Source organism: Candidatus Edwardsbacteria bacterium (assembly GCA_031082425.1).
In the GTDB taxonomy this organism is placed as follows: Bacteria; Edwardsbacteria; AC1; order AC1; family EtOH8; genus UBA2226.
In genome coordinates, this window is the sequence record JAVHLB010000007.1 from 158,040 (window position 1) to 179,499 (window position 21,460).

Annotated in this window: 18 protein-coding genes; 7 read left to right on the top strand and 11 right to left on the bottom strand. The window is 55.5% G+C overall.

Annotated elements, in window-relative coordinates:
* The first annotated feature begins 271 nt into the window (after positions 1-271).
* From RDU76_08715 to RDU76_08740, 6 genes are all read left to right on the top strand, one after another.
* Complete coding sequence (locus tag RDU76_08715) at positions 272-697, top strand: transcriptional repressor (protein ID MDQ7799006.1); 426 nt, start codon at positions 272-274, stop codon at positions 695-697.
* The gene (locus RDU76_08720) at positions 687-1,523 is read left to right on the top strand and encodes a metal ABC transporter ATP-binding protein (protein MDQ7799007.1); all 837 of its coding nucleotides are present in this window, start codon (positions 687-689) and stop codon (positions 1,521-1,523) included. Before RDU76_08715 ends, RDU76_08720 begins: the two co-directional genes overlap by 11 nt.
* Positions 1,520-2,356, top strand: coding sequence for a metal ABC transporter permease (locus RDU76_08725; protein ID MDQ7799008.1), 837 nt, complete (start codon positions 1,520-1,522; stop codon positions 2,354-2,356). The genes RDU76_08720 and RDU76_08725 overlap by 4 nt, the downstream gene beginning before the upstream one ends.
* A gap of 80 nt (positions 2,357-2,436) precedes the next feature.
* Positions 2,437-3,507 (top strand): LIM domain-containing protein, encoded by a 1,071-nt coding sequence (locus RDU76_08730; protein MDQ7799009.1) that lies wholly within the window; start codon positions 2,437-2,439, stop codon positions 3,505-3,507.
* Positions 3,504-4,190 carry a hypothetical protein gene (locus tag RDU76_08735; protein MDQ7799010.1) on the top strand — a complete coding sequence of 229 codons (687 nt, stop codon included), beginning with the start codon at positions 3,504-3,506 and terminating at the stop codon, positions 4,188-4,190. Before RDU76_08730 ends, RDU76_08735 begins: the two co-directional genes overlap by 4 nt.
* Before the next feature lie 4 nt (positions 4,191-4,194).
* On the top strand, positions 4,195-6,132 hold the full coding sequence (locus RDU76_08740; GenBank protein ID MDQ7799011.1) for a FeoB small GTPase domain-containing protein: 1,938 nt from the start codon (positions 4,195-4,197) through the stop codon (positions 6,130-6,132).
* Between the two features lie 166 nt (positions 6,133-6,298).
* On the opposite strand, the gene speD is transcribed toward RDU76_08740, so the two are convergent.
* From speD to RDU76_08795, 11 genes are all read right to left on the bottom strand, one after another.
* The gene (speD, locus tag RDU76_08745; protein ID MDQ7799012.1) at positions 6,299-7,153 is read right to left on the bottom strand and encodes an adenosylmethionine decarboxylase; all 855 of its coding nucleotides are present in this window, start codon (positions 7,151-7,153) and stop codon (positions 6,299-6,301) included.
* Between the two features lie 226 nt (positions 7,154-7,379).
* Entirely contained in the window at positions 7,380-8,699 is a 1,320-nt protein-coding gene (locus RDU76_08750) for a tetratricopeptide repeat protein (GenBank protein MDQ7799013.1), read from the bottom strand.
* Positions 8,700-8,845: 146 nt separating this feature from the next.
* The gene (locus RDU76_08755; GenBank protein ID MDQ7799014.1) at positions 8,846-9,490 is read right to left on the bottom strand and encodes a hypothetical protein; all 645 of its coding nucleotides are present in this window, start codon (positions 9,488-9,490) and stop codon (positions 8,846-8,848) included.
* Positions 9,491-9,515: 25 nt separating this feature from the next.
* Complete coding sequence (locus RDU76_08760; protein MDQ7799015.1) at positions 9,516-10,586, bottom strand: SagB/ThcOx family dehydrogenase; 1,071 nt, start codon at positions 10,584-10,586, stop codon at positions 9,516-9,518.
* A gap of 169 nt (positions 10,587-10,755) precedes the next feature.
* Positions 10,756-11,670: a HEPN domain-containing protein gene (locus RDU76_08765; protein MDQ7799016.1), complete on the bottom strand. Its 915-nt coding sequence runs from the start codon at positions 11,668-11,670 to the stop codon at positions 10,756-10,758.
* A 9-nt stretch (positions 11,671-11,679) separates the two neighbouring features.
* A complete protein-coding gene (metG, locus tag RDU76_08770; GenBank protein MDQ7799017.1) occupies positions 11,680-13,638 on the bottom strand; it encodes a methionine--tRNA ligase in 1,959 nt (652 codons plus the stop codon).
* Positions 13,635-14,426: a regulatory iron-sulfur-containing complex subunit RicT gene (gene ricT / locus RDU76_08775; GenBank protein MDQ7799018.1), complete on the bottom strand. Its 792-nt coding sequence runs from the start codon at positions 14,424-14,426 to the stop codon at positions 13,635-13,637. The genes metG and ricT overlap by 4 nt, the downstream gene beginning before the upstream one ends.
* A complete protein-coding gene (gene holB / locus RDU76_08780; GenBank protein MDQ7799019.1) occupies positions 14,407-15,504 on the bottom strand; it encodes a DNA polymerase III subunit delta' in 1,098 nt (365 codons plus the stop codon). The genes ricT and holB overlap by 20 nt, the downstream gene beginning before the upstream one ends.
* A 43-nt stretch (positions 15,505-15,547) precedes the next feature.
* Positions 15,548-17,113, bottom strand: coding sequence for a M20/M25/M40 family metallo-hydrolase (locus RDU76_08785; protein ID MDQ7799020.1), 1,566 nt, complete (start codon positions 17,111-17,113; stop codon positions 15,548-15,550).
* Between the two features lie 129 nt (positions 17,114-17,242).
* On the bottom strand, positions 17,243-19,012 hold the full coding sequence (locus tag RDU76_08790; GenBank protein MDQ7799021.1) for a penicillin-binding protein activator: 1,770 nt from the start codon (positions 19,010-19,012) through the stop codon (positions 17,243-17,245).
* Positions 19,013-19,122: 110 nt separating this feature from the next.
* Positions 19,123-19,869 (bottom strand): class I SAM-dependent methyltransferase, encoded by a 747-nt coding sequence (locus tag RDU76_08795; GenBank protein MDQ7799022.1) that lies wholly within the window; start codon positions 19,867-19,869, stop codon positions 19,123-19,125.
* 142 nt (positions 19,870-20,011) lie between these two features.
* On the opposite strand from RDU76_08795, the gene RDU76_08800 reads away from it, so the two are divergent.
* Positions 20,012-21,460 (top strand): hypothetical protein (locus RDU76_08800; protein ID MDQ7799023.1); only part of this gene is annotated, 1,449 nt, incomplete at its 3' end.

Here is a 21,460-nt window from a genome sequence, read left to right on the forward strand (position 1 = left end):
AACCCATGGGATGCTGATCAACGCTGATTTAAATGATCTTGTCATCGCGAGAAAGCTTTTGCCGATGACTGCGAAGCGATCCAGGCTTCATTGACCACAAAGAGCACAAAAACCACAGAGATATTCCATTACCGCACTTGCCCGGCCCTCATCTTCTCTAATATTATGAGGAGTGGAAAAGGGGTGACTGTCGCTTTGTGTTAACGTCAGGCTTGACAAACCGGGCCGGAAATATTATAATGAATGCGAATTATTCGCATTATAAAAATAAATGAAAAACCAAACCAAAACCAGCAAGGCCCAGCGCAGCATCCTGGATATTCTGGAACGGGCCAAGGGGAAGCACCTGCGGGCCGAGGAGATCTGGCAGACCCTGCGGTCGCAGGGCCGCAACATCCACCTCTCCACCGTCTACCGCTCCCTGCAGGCCCTGACCGCCTCCGGGCTGGTCAAGCGCAATTACCTGCAGGAGAACCACGCCCATTACGAAATGGCCGGCACCCCGGGGATACATTTGGTCTGCAGCGGCTGCGGGCAGGTCCAGGAGATCGGAACGGTAAAGGATGACAGCATCCTGAACGCCGTGGAAAAACAGTTGAAGGACAAGTTCACCGTGGTCGACTGGCAGATGCAGCTTACCGGGCGCTGCGCCAAATGCCTCGACAAGGGTCGGAACGGAGCCGCTCATGGCCATTGAGAGCATTATCAGATCGGACAGATCCTGCGGTCATTGCTGCACCAAGCTGGTGAAGCTGGGCGTGGCCTTCGGCCAGAACCGGATACTGGAGGATGTCAACCTGCACGTCCACTGCGGACAGTTCACCGCCGTGATCGGGCCCAACGGGGCCGGCAAGACCACCCTGCTCAAGGCCATCCTGGGCGAGGTGCCGCACACCGGCCATGTGCATTTCATCGATTCCGCCGGACAGCGCCCCGACCGGCCCCTTCTGGGCTACGTCCCCCAGAAGCTGGAATTCGACGCCACCGCCCCGGTCAGCGTCGGGGACCTTTTTGCCGGGGCCGCCGGCCGCCGGCCGGTGTGGCTGGGCATCGGAGGCAACGGCCGTTCCCGGGCCAGGGAGGTTCTGGACACGGTGCAGGCCGGGCACCTGCTGGACCGCAAGCTGGGGCAGCTCTCTGGAGGGGAGCTGCAGCGGGTGCTGCTGGCCATGGCCATCACCCCGGTGCCCAACCTGCTGCTGCTGGACGAACCGGTGTCGGGGGTGGACCTGGCCGGCATCGAGCTGTTCTACCAGATGGTCTCCCAGCTGCGGCGGAACTATCACCTGTCGATCATCCTGGTATCCCACGACCTGGCCACGGTGGCGCAGTTCGCCGACCGGATAGTCTTTTTGAACCGCACCGTCATCGCCGATGGCACGCCCCGGGAAGTGCTTTCCAACCAAGCGGTCCGGCAGGCCTTTGCCCTGCCGCCGGAGCTGGCCCTGAGCTTTTCCGAGATACCCCCGGAGCATAAGAACGGCCGGGGATGCATCAGCTGCAAGCTGGAGAAAAGCCCATGAACCTGTGGTACTGGCTGACCGGACTGCTGCCCTTCGACTGGCTCAGCTTCGCCTTCATGAAGCAGGCCCTGCTGGCGGTGATCCTGGTATCGTACCTGTTCGGCCTGCTGGGCTCGCAGGTCATCAACCAGCAGATGGCCTTTTTCTCCGACGCCATCGGCCATGCCGCCCTGACCGGCATCGCCCTGGGCGCCATCATGGGACTGGCCGACCCCACCTGGGCCATGGTGATCTTCTCCGGACTGCTGGCCCTGGCCATCTCCTGGCTGAGGCGCTTCAGCCTGACCTCGGCCGATACCGTCATCGGCCTGTTCATGGCCTTTGCCGTGGCCCTGGGAATAATGATCCTGTCGCGGGGCGGCGGGTTCGCCAGGTACTCCGGTTACCTGGTGGGCGACATCCTCAGCATCACTCCGGCCGAGATACGGAACCTGCTGGTATTGATACTGGCGGTGACGGTCCTCTGGATACTGTATTTCAACCAGCTGATGCTGATCAGCCTGAACCCCTCGCTGGCTAAAAGCCGGGGAATAAAGGTATGGCTGATAGAGGCCATGTTCTCCCTGGTGGTGGCGGTGGTGGTCACCGTATCCATCAAGTGGGTGGGCCTGCTGGTGATAAACTCCATGCTGATACTGCCGGCCGCCGCCGCCCGCAACATCTCGGGCAACACCCGGCAGTATGTCTGGTGGTCCATCGCCATCAGCCTGGCCTCCGGCGTAGCGGGGCTGATCGCCTCCTATTACCTGTCCACCGCCACCGGGGCCACCATCGTGCTGGTATCCATGGGGATCTTCGTGATCACCCTGGGTTTTAAAAAACTGATCCGCTAAACATAAATTTGATAATCAAAGGGAGACGCCCGATGCGGAGATTTGCTTTATTCTCATTAACCTTGGTCCTTTTGATCCTTATGTCTTCCGCTGCTTTGCTGGCTCAAAGCAGGACCTGCGCCGCCTGCGGCAAATCGATCACCAAGGATTTTCTGGAATACAACGGCCAGCCCTACTGCTCCCAGAAATGCTTTGAGGCGGCCCTGCCCAAATGCTCGGTCTGCGGGAAGTCGGTGGGCGAAGGGACCAAGCAGGGCGAGTTCTTGAAGGTCAACGGGAAAATATTCTGCTCGGATAAATGCTTTGAGAGATCCCTGCCCAAATGCGCCGCCTGTGGGAAGCCGGCCAAAAAACAGCTTCGTTCGGCCGATGATACATCGAAGGTTTATTGTTCCCCGGAATGCTATCAGACCTCTTTGCCAAAATGCGAGCTGTGTCAAAAACCGCTGAACAGCTGGAAGGAGATGTCCGGTCATATATACTGCAAGGATTGCGCCGACCTGCCCAGTTGCCTCGATTGCCGTCTGCCGGGAGCATCCATAGAGTTGACCGACGGCCGCCATATATGTCAAGCCTGCAAAAAAGAGGCGGTGATTTCCCGGGACCAGGGCCAAAAGCTTTTCGAAAAAGTACGGGCCGACATCGAAAAACACCTGGGGCTCAGCACCGACCACCGGATAACCTTCCAGTTGGTGGATGCCCAGGAACTGGGCCGGATCACCGGGGTCAAGGTCTTTTCCGAACAGGGCCTGTACAGCCACAAATGGAAGACCTATCAGACGGCCAAGACCAAGGTGCCGGACAGCGACACTTTCGTGGTCTATATTCTCTCCTATCTGACCCCCAAATACTTCTATAATATCGCCGCCCATGAACTGGCCCACGACATCCACGACGCCAGATTCCCCTACGCCAAGGGCAAAGAACAGGAGGAGGGCTTTGCCGAGTATGTCTCCTCCCTGATGAACGCCTATTGGGGCAACGATAGTTTGAATGCCGAAAAGCTGCAGAACCAGGAAAAGATATACGCCCAGGGATATCTGAAATTTTTACAGATCGCCGAGAAGAACGGTTTGCCTGATGTTCTGGCCTACATGGAGAAACAGAACCGAGCGACCAAACCCAAAACGATCAAGAAAAAGACCAAATGACAGGCAAATTCAAAATACCCCTGCCGGTCTTGATATTCGGTCTGGTTTCATTGCCCCTGGTTTCGGGCTGCAAGCCCGAGCCGCGCCAGATCCGGCGCTTGCCCCATGACTACGTGAAATACAAATTATCCAAGTACGATTCGCTGGAATACTTTAACATCTCCCCCGATGGCAGCAGGTTCATGGCCCTGTATAAGATCAAGGACCAGTGGTTCGCCCAGGTCAACGAAAGGGTCTTTGAGGATTTTCAGGGAACCCTGCTGGACAGCTTTTCCAGCAAGCCCAAATACAGCTTCAGCCCCGGGGGCTCCAGGGTGGGACTGGTCTATCAAAAGGAGAATCGATATCTCTTCCGGGCGGCCAATGGTGCTGCCGGCCGGGCAAATATACCGCCGGCCGACACCCTGCCCCGCTGGTTCGTCCAGATAAACCAGAATATCTACGGCGGATTTGACGGCGACCATATGCCGGTGATAAAATATTCGCCGGACGGCTCGGTGTTCGGCTTCGTTTATAAGAACCGCGGCCTTTATTATATCCGATTGAACGAGGCGGTCTTCGGTCCTTATCAGATGGCCGATCTTAGCATCACCGGCGACGGGCGGATCACCATCGCCCGGGTTGAAAAAGGCTACGCCTACCTGGAGGAGATAGAAAAAATCCCCAATCCCAAACAAAGATGATATTATGCTGCTTACCTTATCCGAATTGAAGAACGGCGAGGCCGCCCGGATCGAATCCGTCTCGGGCGGACACGGCCTCCAAGCCAGGTTGGAGAGGCTGGGGATTCGCCCCGGACTGAGGGTGACCAAGGTCTCGGACTTCGGCCCGGTGGTCATATCCTCCGCCAACGGACAGGTGGCCCTGGGAAAGGGCATGGCCCGGCACGTGAACGTGAAGGTCGACGATTTCAAGGTCCTGCTGTTCGGCAACCCCAATGTGGGAAAGAGCGTGGTCTTCTCCCGGCTGACCGGCCTGGGGGCCGTCTCCTCCAATTATGCCGGGACCACGGTGGAATTCTCCAAGGGGGCCGTCTGGGCCGAGGGCAAAAGAATGGAGCTGATCGACGTGCCGGGGGCCTACACCCTGGAGGCCACCTGCAGCGCCGAGGAGGTGGCCAGCGATTTCTGCACCCGGGACCAGGCCGACCTGATAATCAATGTGGTGGACGCCACCAATCTGGAGCGCAACCTGTATCTGACCCTCCAGCTGCTGGAGAAGAAGATACCATTGATCGTGGTGCTCAACAAATGGGATATCGCCCGCCACAAGGGCATCAACATCAACTTCCAGGAGCTGGCCCAACGTCTGGGGGTCAGGGTCATCCCGGTGGTGGCGGTGACCGGCGAAGGCTTGAAACAGGTGATGTCGGCGGTGGCCGTAGCAGGACGGGGGGAGATAAAACCTTCGGAATTCAAACCCATCGACCACCAGGAGCGCTGGCATATCATCGGGCACATCAGCCAGGAGGTGCAGCAGATAACCCACAAGCATCCCAGCCTGCTGGAGAAACTGGAGGACGCCAGCGTCCGGCCGCTTTCCGGGGTGCTGATCGCCCTAGGGCTGATGGGGCTTTCCTTTACGGTCATCAGATTGCTGGGCGAGGGGCTGATAAAATACCTGCTGGATCCCTTCTTTATAAACCTCTACGGCCCGCTGGTGCAAAAGCTGGTGGCCTTTATTCCCTGGCCGGTGATCCGCCATCTGCTGGCCGGACAGACCCCCGAGTTCATGGAGTCATTCGGGGCGCTGACCACCGGGGTCTACATACCCCTGGCCATAGTCCTGCCCTACATCGTCTCCTTCTACCTGGTGCTGGGAGTGCTGGAGGACATCGGTTACCTGCCGCGCCTGGCGGTGCTGCTGGACCGGACCATGCACCGCCTGGGCCTGCATGGCTACGCCGCCCTGCCGCTGGTGCTGAGCTGCGGCTGCAAGGTTCCGGGGGTGCTGGCTTTAAGAGTGCTGGAGTCGCGGCGGGAGAAGATCCTGGCCCTGACCCTGTTATTGATGGCCGCCCCCTGCCTGCCGCAGTCGGCCATGATGGTCTCCCTGCTGTCGGGCTTCGGGATCGGCTACGTGCTCCTGGCCTTTGGCGTTTTGATCGCGGTGGCGGTGGTCAACAGCCTGTTCTTGAACCGCATCTTGAAGGGCCAGTCCCCCGAGATCATCATGGAGATTCCCTCCTACCAGCTGCCCCACGCCGGAACCCTTGTCCGGAAGACCTGGCTGAGGGTCAAGAGCTTTTTGCTGGAGGCCACCCCGCTGATAGTGCTGGGAGTGCTGGCGGTGAATATCCTGGAGATGCTGGGGGCGATAAGATTGCTGGGCCGCCTGGCCAGTCCCCTGGTGGTGAATGTTCTGGGCCTGCCCCGGGAGGCGGTCAGCGTCATCCTGTTCGGATTTTTGCGCAAGGACATCTCCATCGCCCTGTTGGCGCCACTGAGCCTGTCGCCCAAGCAGGCGGTGATCGCCTCGGTGTTCCTGGTGCTGTATCTGCCGTGCATGGCCACATTCTTCGTGGCTTTCAGGGAGATCGGCTGGCGGGGGATCGCCCGGGTGCTGGCATTGACCCTGGGCTGGGCGGTGGCGGTGGGTTTTTTGATGAATCTGGTCTGGGTGTAAAATCAACCGGTTTTGTTTGGTGATCTTGTTGCAGGGGTGAGGTGGCCTCCGGCCCTATCGCATGTAAAATCAAGTTTGGTTTTAACCCGCCCCGAATCAAAATGGTTGGGTCCGTCCAAAATAAAAAAGCCGTGGCACTTGAGCCACGGCTTTTTGTGTGCATGAACTAGATGTTTTCGGCGAAGAATATCTCCGCCATCTCCTTCAGCAGTTTCTTCTTGATGTTCACCTTATCACGGGCCCTCAGCTTGCTGGTGCTCCGGCCGAAGATGTAATCATCTATGTTGAAATCCCGCAGCAGCATCTTGGTGTGAAAGATGTTCTCGTGGTAGACATTGGTGTCTATCAGCTGGTAGTCCTTGTTGACATCCTTGTAGAGGTAATTCTGGATGGAATTTATCTTGTGGTCTATGAAATATTTCCGTCCACTGAGGTCCCTGGTGAATCCCCGCACCCGGTAGTCGATCACCGCGATATCGGAATAGAAGGCGTCCAGCAGATAGTTCAGGGCCTTCAGCGGCGAGATCACCCCGCAGGTGGAGACGTCGATGTCGGCCCGGAAGGTGCTGATGCCGTTTTGGGGGTGGCTCTCGGGATAGGTATGAACGGTGATGTGGCTCTTGTCCAGATGGCCCACCACCGTTTCCGACTGGATATTCTCGGCCGGGGCATCGGGAAAATCGGGGTGGTCCAGCTGCAGGTGTTGTTCCGAGATCAGCATGGTGACGCTGGCGCCCTGCGGATCGTAATCCTGCTGGGCGATGTTCAGCACCTTGGCCCCGATGATGGAGGCCACCTCCTTGAGGATCTTGGTCAGCCGGGCGGCGTTGTATTCCTCGTCGATGTACTTGATGTAGTCCTCGCTGTACTTGAGCCCCTTGGCATGGCAGATATCGTACATGTTAAAACTGAGGGTCTTGGTCAGATTGTTGAACCCGTAAAGTTTAAGTTTTTTGATGGGCTTGACCTCGACCTTGGTATCCTTGGCCCGGAAGATATTTCTTTCCTTGTATTTCACCATCTCTTTAACCCCTGATTAAAAAATGAATTCATAAACGGATACATTATAGAACTAATCGAGCTTAATATCAATAGATAATTTTGAAATACTTGGGATATTACGACAAGGGATAGCCGGATTTATGGCAAAACATCCATCCCCTCGCCAGATGTCACTGAGCGCCAGACCGATCTCATCCCAGGTCAGGCTGAAGCATTTGGGAAGGATGATGACCGGATTCAGGCCGTCAGGCCCTGAGCTTTTCCTCCAGCTCCCGGCAATAATCCAGCAGATTCCTGCGATCCATCTTCCGGCAAAGCTCTTGGGCCTTGGCCAGTACCGGGCCTGCCTGCCGATGTTTTCCGGATGCCAGCCAGGCCTCGGCCAGGTGGATCAGGTATTCGCAGAAGTACCACTGGTCGCCGCTCTGTTCCCCCAGCTCCACTGCCTTCAGGTTCTCCTGCAGTGATTCCTCTTTCCGGCCCAAGGACAGCAGGGCCTGGCCCAGCTTGGAGCGGGCCTCGGCCTCGTTGCCCAGGTCGCCCATCTCTTGGGCGATCCCCAGCTGCTGCCGGAAACATCTCAGGGCTGATTGATGATCCCCTGTCTGCAGATGCGACTGACCCAGGTTGCCCAGGGTGTACATCTGCCCCTTCCGGTCGCCCAGGGAACGGGCTAACTCCAGGCGCTGGGAGTAGAATTCCCGGGCCTTGGGATGGTCGCCCAATTCCAGATGGGTATTGCCCAGGTTGCCCAAGGCGATCCCTATGCTCCGCCGGTCGCCCAGCTTTTGGGCGGCCTCCAGCAGCGAGGCGTAGCATTCTAGGGCCGGCCCGTATTCCAGCCTGGCCGAATAGATGGTGCCGATGTTGTTCAGGGCCGCCATGCCAGACCAGCGGTCGCCCATTTCGGCCGAAAGGCCCAGGGCCCGACGGAAATATTCCAGGGCCTGGTCGATCCTGCCCTGGCTGCGCAGGATGTTTCCCAGGTTGTTGTAGGCCGTTCTTAGGAATTTCTTCAGCCCGGTCCGCTGGGCTATCTCCTTGAGCTTAAGGTAGCTATCCCCGGCCTGCTCGAACCGCCCGGCCGCCTTATGCAGGTTGCCCAGGTTGCTCCAGGCCTGGGCCAGCAGCAGCTGACTGCCATCCTTTTCGGCCAGCTCTAGCTGTTCGCGGTAATGCTCCAGGGCCCGGGCGTAGTCTCCGGTGAATTCGCAGACCTGCCCCAGCACCTCCAGAGCATCCACCAGGCCGGACGCCAGGCCCAGCTTCCGGAAGGCCTGATAGGCCCCATCGGCCAGGGCCCGGGCCTGATCATAGCGTCCCTGGTGGACCAGGAGAGACGACAGCTGGTGGCGGACCTGGGCGGCCAAGGCCGGGTCGGCCCAGGTTTCCGAAACCTCGACGTTCCGGACCATGATGGCCTCGGCCCGTTCCCACTGGCCGTTAAGCTGGAGGATGCCGGCCTGGGCCGACAGCACCGAAAAGGGATAGTAGCGGACCGGATCGCCGCCCCAGGTCCACCATTGGCGGAGGGGATATTTATGCCGTATGGTTCTTGGAATCATGATGCTTTTAAAGATATCACGGAAGGAAGGTAAAAAACAAGCGGTTAATGATCATACGAAATGATCCTAATAAAAACCTCCAGATGCGGGACATTTGTTGCATCCCCCCATAACAATAAAATAAATCACTGATCATGAATTGATTCCTACCATCCTACCGCCAGACCTAATTCCAGCGGAGTCTCCATCACCATCCGGTCGAAGGTCATCAAAAACCCGTAATCCAGGGTTATCCCAAAGCGGCGGGTCACCGGAACCTTTATCCCCAGGCTGGCCTGGCCGAACGGCCGGTAAGCCGTCTCCCCGGTGCCGGCAACTATTGAGGTGTCCGGAATGCCGGGAAAATCCCATAGGCTTATCACCGTCAACTGCCCGACATGCGAAGCCATCACCCCCAGCCCCAATCTTAGGTTGGTGCCCATGATGGCCCTTGGCTTTATCAGCCGGACATACCCGCCGACCGGGGCCTGCCAGGAGCTTTCGCCGGTCCAGGTGTGCGACTCGTTGACCGCCGGGCCGTCGCTATGGCCTGACGGCTGGGCGCTAAAACTTTGATACGAGCCAGAAACACCATATGCCAGCCAGTCCTTGGAACGGTATTCCAGTCCGCCACCGGCCTGCCAGCCGCTCTCCCATAGCGAGAAGGGTTTGTCGCCGCCAATATGATCGCTCTCTATCCAGTCCGGGCTGGCATTGCCCAGCCAGCCGAAATTTACATTAGTGCTCCACTGGGCCATGATCGCCGTTGGTAATGCGGCCAATAAAAGGACCAACAAAAATATCTTTTTCATTATATTCTTTTCAAACTTTATACTTTCAACTTTTAACTTCTATCTTCCCCACCGGCGCCACATAGACCACGAACTCATCCCTGCCATCCAGCTGGCACAGCTTGTCGAACAGTTTCTGGTTATACGCCCCGATGGCGCAGGTTCCGCAATTGATGGACTCGCAGGCCAGATAAAGATTCTGGCAGAGGTGCCCCGAGTCCTGCAGGATGATCTTCTTGGCCTCCAACGAATAGCGCCATTCCGTCTTGTACGGCACCGCGCTCCAGATGAAGGTCACCGCGCAGTTGCCCACGTATGTCTGTCCCAGGGACGCCTTGGTCAGTTTCCTGGGCATCGACGGTACGGTGAAAAGTTTCACCAGCTTGTGATCCACCGGCTGGTAGCGGTACATTCCCTTTTTCAAACCTTTGACATTGTTGACGGCCAGGTATGTCTCAAACGGGTGCATGCATCCGCCGGAGGGAACTGTGCGAAGGCCGACCTTGCCGTTGGCCATCAGCTTTTTTATCCCCTGGGTGGCCCATAAAAGATAGGACAGCTCCTCCAGGGTCAGCGGATCGTCGGTGTACTTGCGGCGGCTCTTGCGGTCGCCTATGCAGTCGAAGATGTCTGATTTCTTTAAAACGGATTTGTCCGGCTTGGGCAGTTCTATGACCTCGGCATCCTTGGGGCATTCCTTCTGCAGCGACCCGCGCTCCAGCCCCTTGGTCTGGTCCGAGATCACCTTCTCCAGCTTGATGAACCCGGCCTTCATGGTCTCGCGGAACTTCAGGGTCTGCTTCCTGGCCTTGACGGTGTTCTTCTCCAGCTTCTCCATCGTGGCCCCGATGCCCGCCATCATTTTGGAGATCTCTTCCAGGGCCTTTTCCTCTTTCTGGGGGCTGATAGTGATTTCGCCCTTGGCCTGCTCCTTGATAAAACCGTCCCAGCCCTGGGGCAGGCTTTGGTAGAACTCTTCCAGCAAGGGTTCTCCGGCTTTTTGCAGCATTTTGCAGAAGGCCTCTTTAAGCCCCTTTTCGCTTTCCATGATGTCGCCCACCAGTATCTTTCGTTCGGCATCTTTGAGGGCGATTATTTTTTTGATGATGTCTGACATCTTTGCTCCTTTTCTGACATTTATTTTTTCTTCCCCGCTAAAAACATGAACCAACACTAAACTATTGTTTATATAATTCCTGGTCCCTTTTTGCGTATTTCGCGGGCAGTCCCCTGTAGGTCCAGATAAAAGGGCGAACCGTCCGATCCGCCCTTTTTAATAATACATATTACTCAAATATATATTTGTCAAACAATTCTTGCCTTTTAGCATTATCCAAAAAAGTTTCAGCTATATCAGGGTTTTCTAATATTTTAAGCAAGGACTTAGATATAAAATGAAAAGTATCTATTACAATATTTTTAAAAGTTACATTTTCAATTTCATTAAATGGCACACCATGAACAATTTTTGAGCGGTAACCGTAACATTTTTTTATCATATGATATATTGTTTTTCTTTCTTCAACAGTGTTACCCATAAAACGGCAAGCGTTAGAAGCAATACGATGAGATAATTCATTGGACATTGATGGATGAAATAAACTCTCTAATACGATACATAAATTAACAGTTAAATGTTCATAATAGAAAGAACGCCAACTATAGCAAAAATAATTTAAAGCGTTTGTAATCTTGTTAAACTCGCCATATTGTTGAATAATCTTCTCGCTGGTTTCCCAACATTTTTTTAATTGTTCAATGGAATTTTCATTTATTTCATTATTTTCACCCCCCAATCGCTGAAGTGGCAACATAAGTGTGTCATATTCATCTTTTATGTAATGAACTTTCTTCAGCGTAGCATCACAATCAAGTATTAATGCCCATGACAACACCCTTGATGTGCAAATGTGCAAAATATTTAAAATACGTGAAGGAGTAACATGTGGGCCACCCATAAACTGAAAATCCACGTATTCCTTTATTTGGATATAAACATTATACTCCGTTGGTTCTATAGGATCGTCGGACGGAACCAAGCCATTTTTTAAAGATTCTAAATAAAGATTTTCAAAAATACTCCCTTTTGTTGCACCAATAACGATATTGTCAGATAATTTAATACAATTATCTTTAAGTTTCCATTCGTATCCATGTAACAATAAAACTGTTACCGGTTCAATTTGTTCAGATTCTTTCATATAAATTATCTACCTGACCTCGCTGCCGGGTTCGGTCTTCCGTTGCGGAGTTAAAATCACCACTCCGTCCTGGTCCTGGGCCGCCAGCAGCATGCCGTGAGATTCCAGCCCCCGGATCTTGGCCGGCTTGAGGTTGGCCACTATCACCACCTGCTGGCCCACCAATGATTCCGGAGTGTACCACTGGGCGATGCCGGCCAGCACCTGCCGGGTCTCCCCGCCCAGCCTGACCTGCAGCCGCAACAGCTTGTCGGCGTTGGGCACCTTCTCGGCCGAGATGATCTCGGCGGTTCTGAGTTTGACCTTCTTGAAATAATCTATATCTATTAGCTCTTCGCCCGGCTGGGTGCTGGGCGCTGTCCCCTGTCCGCTTTCAACGGTTTCCTGCTTTTTTTCCTCTTCCATTTTTTTATCTTTCTTGTCGTTATTTTTTTCTATTCTGGGAAACAGCGGCTCCCCGGCCGTGATCTTCTGGCCCGGCTTTAAAAGCCCCCATTCCGAGGCTTTAGTCAGGGTGATGTCCTTTTCCTCTACGCCCAGCTTGGCCAGCAGCTCCCGGCACTTGTCCGGCATCACCGGGGACAACAGAATGCTGGCGATGCGCAGGGCTTCGGCCGCATTGTACAGCACAGTATTGATGCGCTCCTGGTTGCCCTGCTTGAACAATTTCCAGGGGGCGTTGGATTCCACGTAGCGGTTGGTCAGCTTGACCAGGTCCAGCACCGAAACAATGGCCTGGTTCAGGTCGAACTGCTCGACCTGCGATCTTATCCTTTCGCCCTGCGCCAGGGCCTGGGCTTTAAGCTCCTCGTCCGGGCCTTCCATCGTTCCGGACTGGGGCATCGCCCCCTGGCAGTAGGATTCCACCATCTTGAACACCCGGCTGGCCAAATTTCCGTAATCGTTGGCCAGATCGGAATTGATCCGCTGCTCCATCCGGGCATAGCTGAAATCCCCGTCGCCGGTGGTGGAGATCTCGGACAGCAAAAAATACCGGGTCTGGTCGGTGCCGTAGCGGGCGGCGATGACCTCGGGGTCTACCACGTTGCCCAATGACTTGGACATCTTCTGGCCGTCGGCCGTGATGTAGCCGTGGACCAGCAGCTTGTGAGGCAGAGGCACCCGGGCCGACAGCAACATGGCCGGCCAGTAAACCGCGTGAAACCGGATGATCCCCTTGCCGATCACGTGGATCCGCTCGGGACAGTCGGTCCAGAACATTTTGAACAGCTTCCCGTCATCGGCATAATCCAACGCATTGATGTAGTTGGCCAGGGCGTCGAACCAGACATAGACCACCTGGGCGGGGTCGCCGGGAACCGGAATCCCCCAGCCCTTGGCCCGTTCCTTGGAACGGGAGACCGAAAAATCCTCCAGCCCGCCTCGGATGAAAGACAGCACCTCGTTCTTGCGGGTCCTGGGTATGATCAGATATTGGTCTGATTCTATTATCCTCTCCAGCTGCTGCTGGTACCTGGAAAGCCGGAAGAAATAATTTTCCTCTTCGATGCGCTCCGGAACGGTGTCGTGCTCGGGACATTTGCCGTCGGTCAGTTCGTCCGGGGTGTAGAACTGTTCGCAGCCCACGCAGTACAGACCCTGGTAGCGCTTTTTATATATGTCCCCGCTGGCCAGACAGGCCTGCCATAATTTCTCCACCCCTTTCTTGTGCCGCTCCTCGGAGCTGGTGCGGATGAAATCGTCGTTGGACAGGTTGAGATAGTTTTTAAGTTCGGCAAAATATTTGGCGTTCCGGGCCACCAGCTCGGCGGTCCCTATTCCCTCGCTCTCGGCGGTCTGGACGTTCTTCAGGCTGTTCTCGTCCGATCCGGTCAGAAAACGGACCTGCCTGCCGAACAGCCTCTGATAGCGGGCGACAGTGTCGGTCTGGACGATCTCCAGGGCGAAGCCTATATGGGGTTTGGCGTTGACGAACGGGATGGCGGTGGTTATGTAAAATCGTTTCATTTCTGTTTGATCTCCGAAAAGGCGAACCCGGCGTGGCCCTCCTCGAACTTGACGTATATCCTCTGCTTGAAGATGTCCACCTTGTAGACGGTGCCGTCGCCCTGCGGGGTGCCCACCACCGATCCCACCTTGGGCAGGTGGCTGTAGGATTCCTCGTAGAAGGCGTCCTCGTACATCAGGCAGCACATCAGGCGGCCGCACAGGCCCAGCATCTTGCTGGAGGTCATCGACATGTTCTGCTCCTTGGCCATCTTCAGGGTGACCGGCTCGAAGTTGTTCAGCCAGGCCACGCAGCAGAGCTGGCGGCCGCACTGGCCGTAGCCGCCCACCCGCCGGGCTTCGTCCCGCACCCCTATCTGGCGCATCTCGATCCGGCCCTTGAACATGGTGGCCAGGTCCCGCACCAGGCTCCGGAAGTCCACCCGCTTCTCGGCGGTGAAATAGAATATCAGTTTGCTGCCGTCGAAGCGCGACTCCACGTCCACCAGGCTCATATGCAGGTCGTGCTTGGCCACCAGGTTCTGACAGGCCAGGTAGGCCTCCTCTTCGCGCTTGTGGTTGGCCTGCAGTTTGGCCAGATCCTCTTCGGTGGCCTTGCGCAGTATCTCCCCGGAGCGTTTCATCTTGTCGCGGAACGGAACGTTGTTGCGGACCACCGTCCCGATCTCCTCGGAGCTGTCGTAGGTGACCACCACCAATTCCTGGGGCATCAGGCTCAGCTCCTGGGGGTTGTTATAGTATGTTCCCCGGGCCTGTTTAAAATGAACCTCAATCAGAGGTGATGGCATCTTGCTCTCCTTGCGTTGTATTGCAGGCTGACAGCAGGCACAGCCTGGGGTTTACGTTCCGCTCCAGCGCGATCCTGGCCTTTTCGATGGCCCGGACCATCTCCGAAAGCTTCTGCGGGCCTGTTTTTTTTCCGATGTCCGACAGCTCGGCCTGCCGGTCGGCGTTCAGTATCCTTCCCGTCACTGTTAGATGCACCAGGTCGGCCACCACCGCCGACAGCATCTCCAGGATCCTGGCCGGGCGCCCCCGGTCCCGGGCTATCTGATCGATGGCCTCCACCATCTCCCATTGCTGGCCGTTCACCGCCGCCTTCAGCAGCTTGACGGCCAGGTCCCTTTCGGACAGCAGGTCCTGATCGGTCATCTGCAGGGCCCTTCCCAGGCTGTTGCCGGCCAGCTCGGCCAGCAGGCCGGCGGCCAGGGGGTCCTGTCCGTGATCCTTTATCAGGGATTTGATCACCGCCTCCCGGGGCAGGGGTTCAAACCGCACCTTCTGGCAGCGCGACAGAATGGTTGGCAGCAGGGCATTGGGCCGGTCGGTGGTCAGGATGAAATTGGTGGTGGGCGATGGTTCCTCCAGGATCTTCAAAAAAGCGTTGGCCGCCTCGGTGGTCATGGCCTCGACCCCGGTTATCAGCACCGCTTTGCGCTTTCCCTCGTAGGGCAGAAAACCCAGCCTCTCCTGCAGTTCGCGGATGTCGTCGATGGAGATGGCGATCGGCCGGCTGCCGAAATCGAAAGTCTGAAAAGGGCGGGCCTCCTTATCCTTGAGCATCTCGGCGATCTCCTCGGTCAGTTTCCGCTTGTCGCTGTCCGACGAGGGATGGGGCCGGGGGAACAGGAAATGGAAATCAGGGTGGATATAGGCCGCGGTCTTATGGCAGGAGTTGCACTGCCGGCAGGGCTGGTCGCTCTCGGACCGGCAGTTGAGGGCCAGGATCAGTTCCATGGCGGCCAGCTCCTTGCCCACCCCGTCCGGTCCGTAGAACAGATAGCTCTGGGCCAGCCGGTCCTCGGCCCAGGCCTGGCGCAGTATCTTCTTGGCCACGTTCTGGCCTATGAGATTTTCGAAAAGCATTAATAACCCATGCCGATTTGTAAAACGATATCAGCAACTGTTGTCATTTCAATATCACAATTTTCTGGGTGACCGTTTCCTTTTGAAATTTTGCCCTACAAAAATATATCCCGCTGGAAACAGCGTTACCCTGATTATTATCGCCAAGCCAAATTACTTCTTGTCTACCCGTCCTGACGGTTCCGTTAATCAGGGTTTTAACCGTTTGACCGTATATGTTGCAAACCTCTAAATATAAATGATCGTTTTGGGGAACATGATACACGATCTTGGCCTGCTGATTGGCTGGATTGGGAAACCCTGCCTGCAGTTTGAATTTGTTGGTGTTGTTAACAACTGGAACCTCATAGTTTGAAACACCTAATGCAGTAGTTCCGCTAAAATCCCAGGCAAACCAGCTGGGATGTCCTTCGGCATCAAAACCGCGGACCGTTATATGATATGTGCTCTCCGTTTGCAAACCTTCCAATGTATCGCTTAGCCCGTAGACTGTGACACTGTCGAACACACCAGAAGTTAATCCGTAATAGATCTTATAATAGCTGACGTCCGGCTCCGGTAGGGCCTCCCAGGAAACCAACAGCCTTTCGCCATCGCCCAGACTAAGAATGGACAAACTTTCTACCGGAGACGGATAAAGGTTGAAAACCGCCATCCCGGCTACCATTGTGCGGACGCTTTTCTCCAGAAAAGCAGGATTTAAAACGCCAGCGGTATCGTTGGCTGTATGATAATATGGGTTTATCGTGCACCCGCATTCATTTATCTCCAAAGAAGGAAAATTATAGGACATAAACGCAAATGCATTAGGAGCCCCTTTAATTCCAGAAAACCAAATCCATGCTGAATAAATTAGTAGCGCTGGCACATATTTTAATCCTATTTTTTTAACCGTTTCCGATAATGCATAACTACCCGTGGTATCATCCCTGAAATATTGAAAACTAAGCCCCCCTGTGACTTCATACCCGATCATATCGCAGTCAATCATGGCATCGATTTTCCAATTCAAGCTGTCGGCTAAACGGGCATAATGCAGGGCACCTTGCCCAATTCCGGTCTCCTCAGCCCCAAATCCGATAAACTCAAAGGTTTTATCCCAGGTTTTATCTTTGAAGATCCTGGCGGCCTCCATAGCAGCCGCTACCCCGCTGGCATCATCATCAGCGCCAGGAGCTGCAACATAAGGGTCAGTATAAGAAACCGGATAGTTGACAGCATCCCGGTGCCCGGATAGCATTAATATATTCTGTGGCAACAAAACGCCAGCTTTCCGGCCTATTATATTATACTCATAACCACTGTCTGACACGCTCTGCAGCCAGAAACTGTCTTTAATGGCTGTATAACCCCAATGGCTATACTTTTGCATTAACCAATCTGCAGCCGCATAACTGCTGTCGGTAAGCACAAAACGCGTGTTTAATTTCCCTTGATCCCTGATATACCCCATAACTGAATCAATGTTAACCGAATCAACCAACGCCTGAATTTGAGGGTCATATGGCAGTTCCAACCCGGCAAAGGGAATCCGCGCAGCAAAGACTTGACCGCAAAAAGTAAATAAAGCTAACAAAATAAATAATGTTAAGCTTTTCACTTTTTTCATCGGCCAGACTCCTTTTTGCAATTTGCCTTGTTAGGCTCTCGTTATATAGTCCCGATATTTATGCCCTCTCCCCAACCCCTCTCCTAATTAATTAGAAGCGGGACGCCGCCAGGCTAAGTGAGGTCGTTTTTATTCCAGTTCCTTCACCGTCTTGTTGCGGATGGTCATCAGTTTGGACTTGGGCATCGCCCCCTGCCGGCCGAAAGCGTACTGCCCCGAGGCTCCCTCGCTGGAGTTCTCGGCCAGGGCCAGGGCCTTCTGCAGGTCCTCCCGGGAGGAGGCCCCCTTCTGCAGGGCGGCTAGCATCACCTTGGCCCCGTCGTAGGCCTGGGCCGACAGCTTGGTCGGCGCCTTGCCGTAAGCTTTCTTGTAACTCTCCTCGAATCTGGCCGCCGCCAGGGCCAGGCTGGATCCGGAGGACAGGGTGGCGAAGATGGCCCCTTCCACGTAGGTCCCGCCCTTGGAGGTGACCTTGGGATCGCCCCAGCCATCGGAGCCCAGCAGCTGAACCTTAAGCTGATTATAGACCAGCTGCGGCGCGATCATGATTATATCATTGGGCATGGCCGGGATGAAAACCGCCTGCACCATGCCGGCCTTCAGGGTCTCGGCCTGGGCCTTGAAGTCGGTGGTGCCCGGCTCATAGGTAACCGAGACCGCCACTTTGGCCCCCAGGGTCCTGGCCTGCTGGACAAAGGCCTCGGCCACCGCCGCCCAGCCGGGATCGTTGGGGTACATCACTCCCAGCGTTTTCATTCCCAGCTTCTTCACCGCGCAATCGGCCAGGGCCGCCCCCTGCCAGCTGATGCTCTGGCTCAGCTGGAATATATATGGCCCCAAGGTGGAGATCCTCTCCTCCGAGGCGGTGGGCGACAGGAACGGCACGGCCTTGAGATTGGCCACCCCGGCCGCCGCACTGGTGGGACCGGACAGCACCTCGCCGATGATCCCGATCACCTGGCTGGTGTCGCTCAGCCGGATGGTGGCCTTGATGGCGTCGATGATGTCTCCCTTGGTGTCCTCGGTGAGCAGCTTGACCTTATTGGTGGTGGCTTTGTTGTATTCGGTGAAGGCCAGGCTGACCCCTTCTTTGACCGCGGTGCCGTATTCGCCATAGCGCCCGGACAACGGCACGATCAGGCCCACCTTATGCCCGGCGTCGCCCATCGGCACCACCGGCTTGTTGTCCTTTATGGAGGCCAGGACCTGCCTGGCCAGCCCGGCCTCCTGGCTGGCGGGGTATTTTTTTACGATCTCCTGTAGCAGCTTGAGGGCCTCGCTGTTGTTCCTGGCGTCCAGCTCCTTCTGGGCCAGCTTCAGCCCCAGGGCCGGGGCCGTCTCGGATTCGGGATATTTTCGGAAAAGTATCCGCAGCTGCCCGTCGGTAAGCCTCTCCTCGATCATGGCGGAAAGTGGCAGCAGCAGGGCTTCGCGCTCCTCGCCGGTCTTGGCGGCCTCCAGCCCCTCGATATATTGCTGTCCGGCCTTCAGGTGGTCCCCGCTGGTGAAATAGCAGTCGCCCAGCAGTTTCTTGGTCAGGGGATATTCCTTGGATTGGGGATATTTCTCGGCCAGCATCCAGCCGTTCTTAAGGGCCAGGTCCAGCTCGTTAAGATCGTAGCGGCTCTTGGCCGAAAGGTATATGGCCTCGGGGACATAATTGGAGCCGGGATATTTGGCCAGCATCTCCTGGGTGGCCGCCAGGGTCTCCTTTGGGTTGTGCTCCTGGTAAAGATTGCGGGCCTTTTTTATGAAGGCCTCGGCTCCGGCGTCCTGATCGTTGACCTGGGCAGTTTTGACATCATCCTTTTTAACCGGAGTTTTTTTGTCCACCGCCGGCTGCAACGTGGCGCAGGACACGGCAAAGGCGATCAAGAATAAAAGAGAAAGTCTTTTCATTATCATCTCCGCTAAATATATGAATCGCTGGATATTATTATTTAAAACACACCATTGTAAGTATAACAGCCCTTTATTTTTATGTCAACATCAAAAGACCGCTGCAGGTTCTACCTTTTCCTGCCGATGGCCCAATGCACCGGCATTATCATCCATTTTTCTTTAGGGTTTTTTTTGATCGATACCAATTCATCGGCCGGGAATCCCAGCTTTCCCAACAGCTCCCATTCCTGATGGAACATTTTCTGGTTTTCCCGGAAGGCAACCTTGTCATTTGCCGACCCCGTTTCCACTTTCAGCCCGACCCCGGAGAAAATGTCTTTCAATTTTCCGCCGATATCGGGATCGGCACCTTTTTCCCTCAAATCATCCGATAGGAATTCTTTGATGCCTGAATGAGTGTCCGGATGGTCGATCCTTTTCGAGTAATCCGGCTCGGCCAGCGCCGCCAATTTCCCGCCCTTTTTTAGGACTCTCCGGCACTCATTGCATACGACATCGGGCCGCCCGGCCCACAGCCAAAAATAATGGGTGATTATCAGGTCAACTGATTCATCGCCCAGAGGAAGTTTTTCGGCACTGCCAGACAGCCACAGCAGCCTTTTATTTGACGTACGCTCCCGGGCAAACATCAGGGCCGGTTCATCATTATCCAGCCCGAAGACATCAGAATCAGTGCGGTCAGCCAGCTCTCCGGCGATCACCCCGGTGCCGCAGCCGAGCTCCAGGATCTTCCTGCACCGGGCTATCCCAAGCCGGCGGTAAAGATGGAATCTTAAGGCCCGGGTCCATTCCGCCTGCCGGACATAGCGCTGGTTCCACCAGGCCAGATCGGAACCGCTTAAATTTCTTGACAAAGCATTATCCATATAATATCATGTTTTACTGTCTGGCCTTCCCTAAATATGTCATTGTGGGGATCGCTGATATTCGGCCAACGAAGCAATCCATATTATACCAAAAAACGTCCGAACAATAAACCGAAAGAGCGATATATTTATGAAGATCAAAATAACGATGTTTCTGCTGGCCTTCATCATATTGGCCGGACTGGCCCAGGCCCAGGATTACGGCTTCACCTTGCCCCGCAACGCATCTTGGCTGGTGGTCAACTCCGAGGGCCAGGCCGACCTTTACTACGAGCTGACCTTCGTCTGCGATCCGGGCGCCCATGCCATAGACATTGTTGATATCGGAATGCCCAACGGCAGCTATCAGCTGGGCGGGGCCATGGCCCGGATCGGCCAGACAGAGCTGGAGGACATCCGGGTCTCGGAATACGTCAAGCCTTACGGGGTTGAGGTCCACCTGGGCCCCAGGGCAATCCGGCCGGGCGACTCCGCCACGCTGTTCTTCAACATCCACCTGGAGAAACTGCTGTATCGGGACTCACAGGACCCGGATTATGTCTCCTTTGAATTCTCACCCACCTGGTACGGCTCCAAATATGTCCGCGGCTCCACCCGGTTGGAATGCAATTTTTCTTTCCCGCCCGGCATGAGCCCGGATGAGCCCCGCTATCACCAAAAACAGTTCACCGAAGCCTGGCTGGACACCGTCGAAAATACTGTGGTCTACCGCTGGGTGTTGGAGAGCGCCGATCCCGACCGGCAGTACACCTTCGGGGCCTCGTTCCCGGCCAAGCATGTGCCCAAGGAGGCCATTGAACAGCCGACCCCCTTCTGGCAGAAGATGATCGGCGGCATTGCCGGATTCATCTTTGGAATCTTCAAATTCTTCTTCAGCACCATCGTCTTCTGGATATTCGGAATAGCGATATTCCTCGGTATCCGCCAGCAGAAAACCCGCCGTATGAAATATCTGCCGCCGGAGGTTTCCATCGAGGGGGTGGGCATCAAGCGGGGGCTGACCGCTCCCGAGGCCGGCATCATCCTGGAGATGCCCCTGGACAAGGTGCTGAGCATGGTGCTGTTCGGATTGATCAAAAAAGAAGCGGTGGAGGTCACCGACCGCGAGCCCAAATTAAGAATAAAAATCCTGAAACCGGAGCTGGCCTCCCTGCCCTATGAAAAGAGCTTTTTGGAAGCCCTGGACAAATACGGCCTGCCGGACCAGAAAAAATTGCGGGAGGTGGCCATCAAGCTGATCAAGGATGTCAACGACAAGATGAAGGGCTTCTCCCGCAAGGACACCGCCGCCTATTACCGCGGCATCATCAACCAGGCCTGGAAGCAGGTGCAGGACGCCCAGACCCCGGAACTGAAGAGCCAGCCATTGGAGGACCAGTTCGACTGGATGATGATGGACGGCGATTACCAGAACCGGATGACCCGGCACTACGGCACCGGCGATGTCTTTTTGCCGCGCTGGTGGGGCCGTTCCGGATATGGACACCATTACGGCGGCGGCGGAACTACCGCCAAGAGTCCTGGTGGGAACGGTGTTCAGATGCCCAAACTGCCGGGGGCGGACTTTGCCAACAAGGTG

What these genes read in the sequence shown, in the direction of transcription:
- RDU76_08715 (MDQ7799006.1), top strand. Translation starts at nt 272, where the DNA reads ATGAAAAACCAAACCAAAACCAGCAAGGCCCAGCGCAGCATCCTGGAT.
- RDU76_08720 (MDQ7799007.1), top strand. Translation starts at nt 687, where the DNA reads ATGGCCATTGAGAGCATTATCAGATCGGACAGATCCTGCGGTCATTGC.
- RDU76_08725 (MDQ7799008.1), top strand. Translation starts at nt 1,520, where the DNA reads ATGAACCTGTGGTACTGGCTGACCGGACTGCTGCCCTTCGACTGGCTC.
- RDU76_08730 (MDQ7799009.1), top strand. Translation starts at nt 2,437, where the DNA reads ATGTCTTCCGCTGCTTTGCTGGCTCAAAGCAGGACCTGCGCCGCCTGC.
- RDU76_08735 (MDQ7799010.1), top strand. Translation starts at nt 3,504, where the DNA reads ATGACAGGCAAATTCAAAATACCCCTGCCGGTCTTGATATTCGGTCTG.
- RDU76_08740 (MDQ7799011.1), top strand. Translation starts at nt 4,195, where the DNA reads ATGCTGCTTACCTTATCCGAATTGAAGAACGGCGAGGCCGCCCGGATC.
- speD (MDQ7799012.1), bottom strand. Translation starts at nt 7,153, where the DNA reads ATGGTGAAATACAAGGAAAGAAATATCTTCCGGGCCAAGGATACCAAG.
- RDU76_08750 (MDQ7799013.1), bottom strand. Translation starts at nt 8,699, where the DNA reads ATGATTCCAAGAACCATACGGCATAAATATCCCCTCCGCCAATGGTGG.
- RDU76_08755 (MDQ7799014.1), bottom strand. Translation starts at nt 9,490, where the DNA reads ATGAAAAAGATATTTTTGTTGGTCCTTTTATTGGCCGCATTACCAACG.
- RDU76_08760 (MDQ7799015.1), bottom strand. Translation starts at nt 10,586, where the DNA reads ATGTCAGACATCATCAAAAAAATAATCGCCCTCAAAGATGCCGAACGA.
- RDU76_08765 (MDQ7799016.1), bottom strand. Translation starts at nt 11,670, where the DNA reads ATGAAAGAATCTGAACAAATTGAACCGGTAACAGTTTTATTGTTACAT.
- metG (MDQ7799017.1), bottom strand. Translation starts at nt 13,638, where the DNA reads ATGAAACGATTTTACATAACCACCGCCATCCCGTTCGTCAACGCCAAA.
- ricT (MDQ7799018.1), bottom strand. Translation starts at nt 14,426, where the DNA reads ATGCCATCACCTCTGATTGAGGTTCATTTTAAACAGGCCCGGGGAACA.
- holB (MDQ7799019.1), bottom strand. Translation starts at nt 15,504, where the DNA reads ATGCTTTTCGAAAATCTCATAGGCCAGAACGTGGCCAAGAAGATACTG.
- RDU76_08785 (MDQ7799020.1), bottom strand. Translation starts at nt 17,113, where the DNA reads ATGAAAAAAGTGAAAAGCTTAACATTATTTATTTTGTTAGCTTTATTT.
- RDU76_08790 (MDQ7799021.1), bottom strand. Translation starts at nt 19,012, where the DNA reads ATGAAAAGACTTTCTCTTTTATTCTTGATCGCCTTTGCCGTGTCCTGC.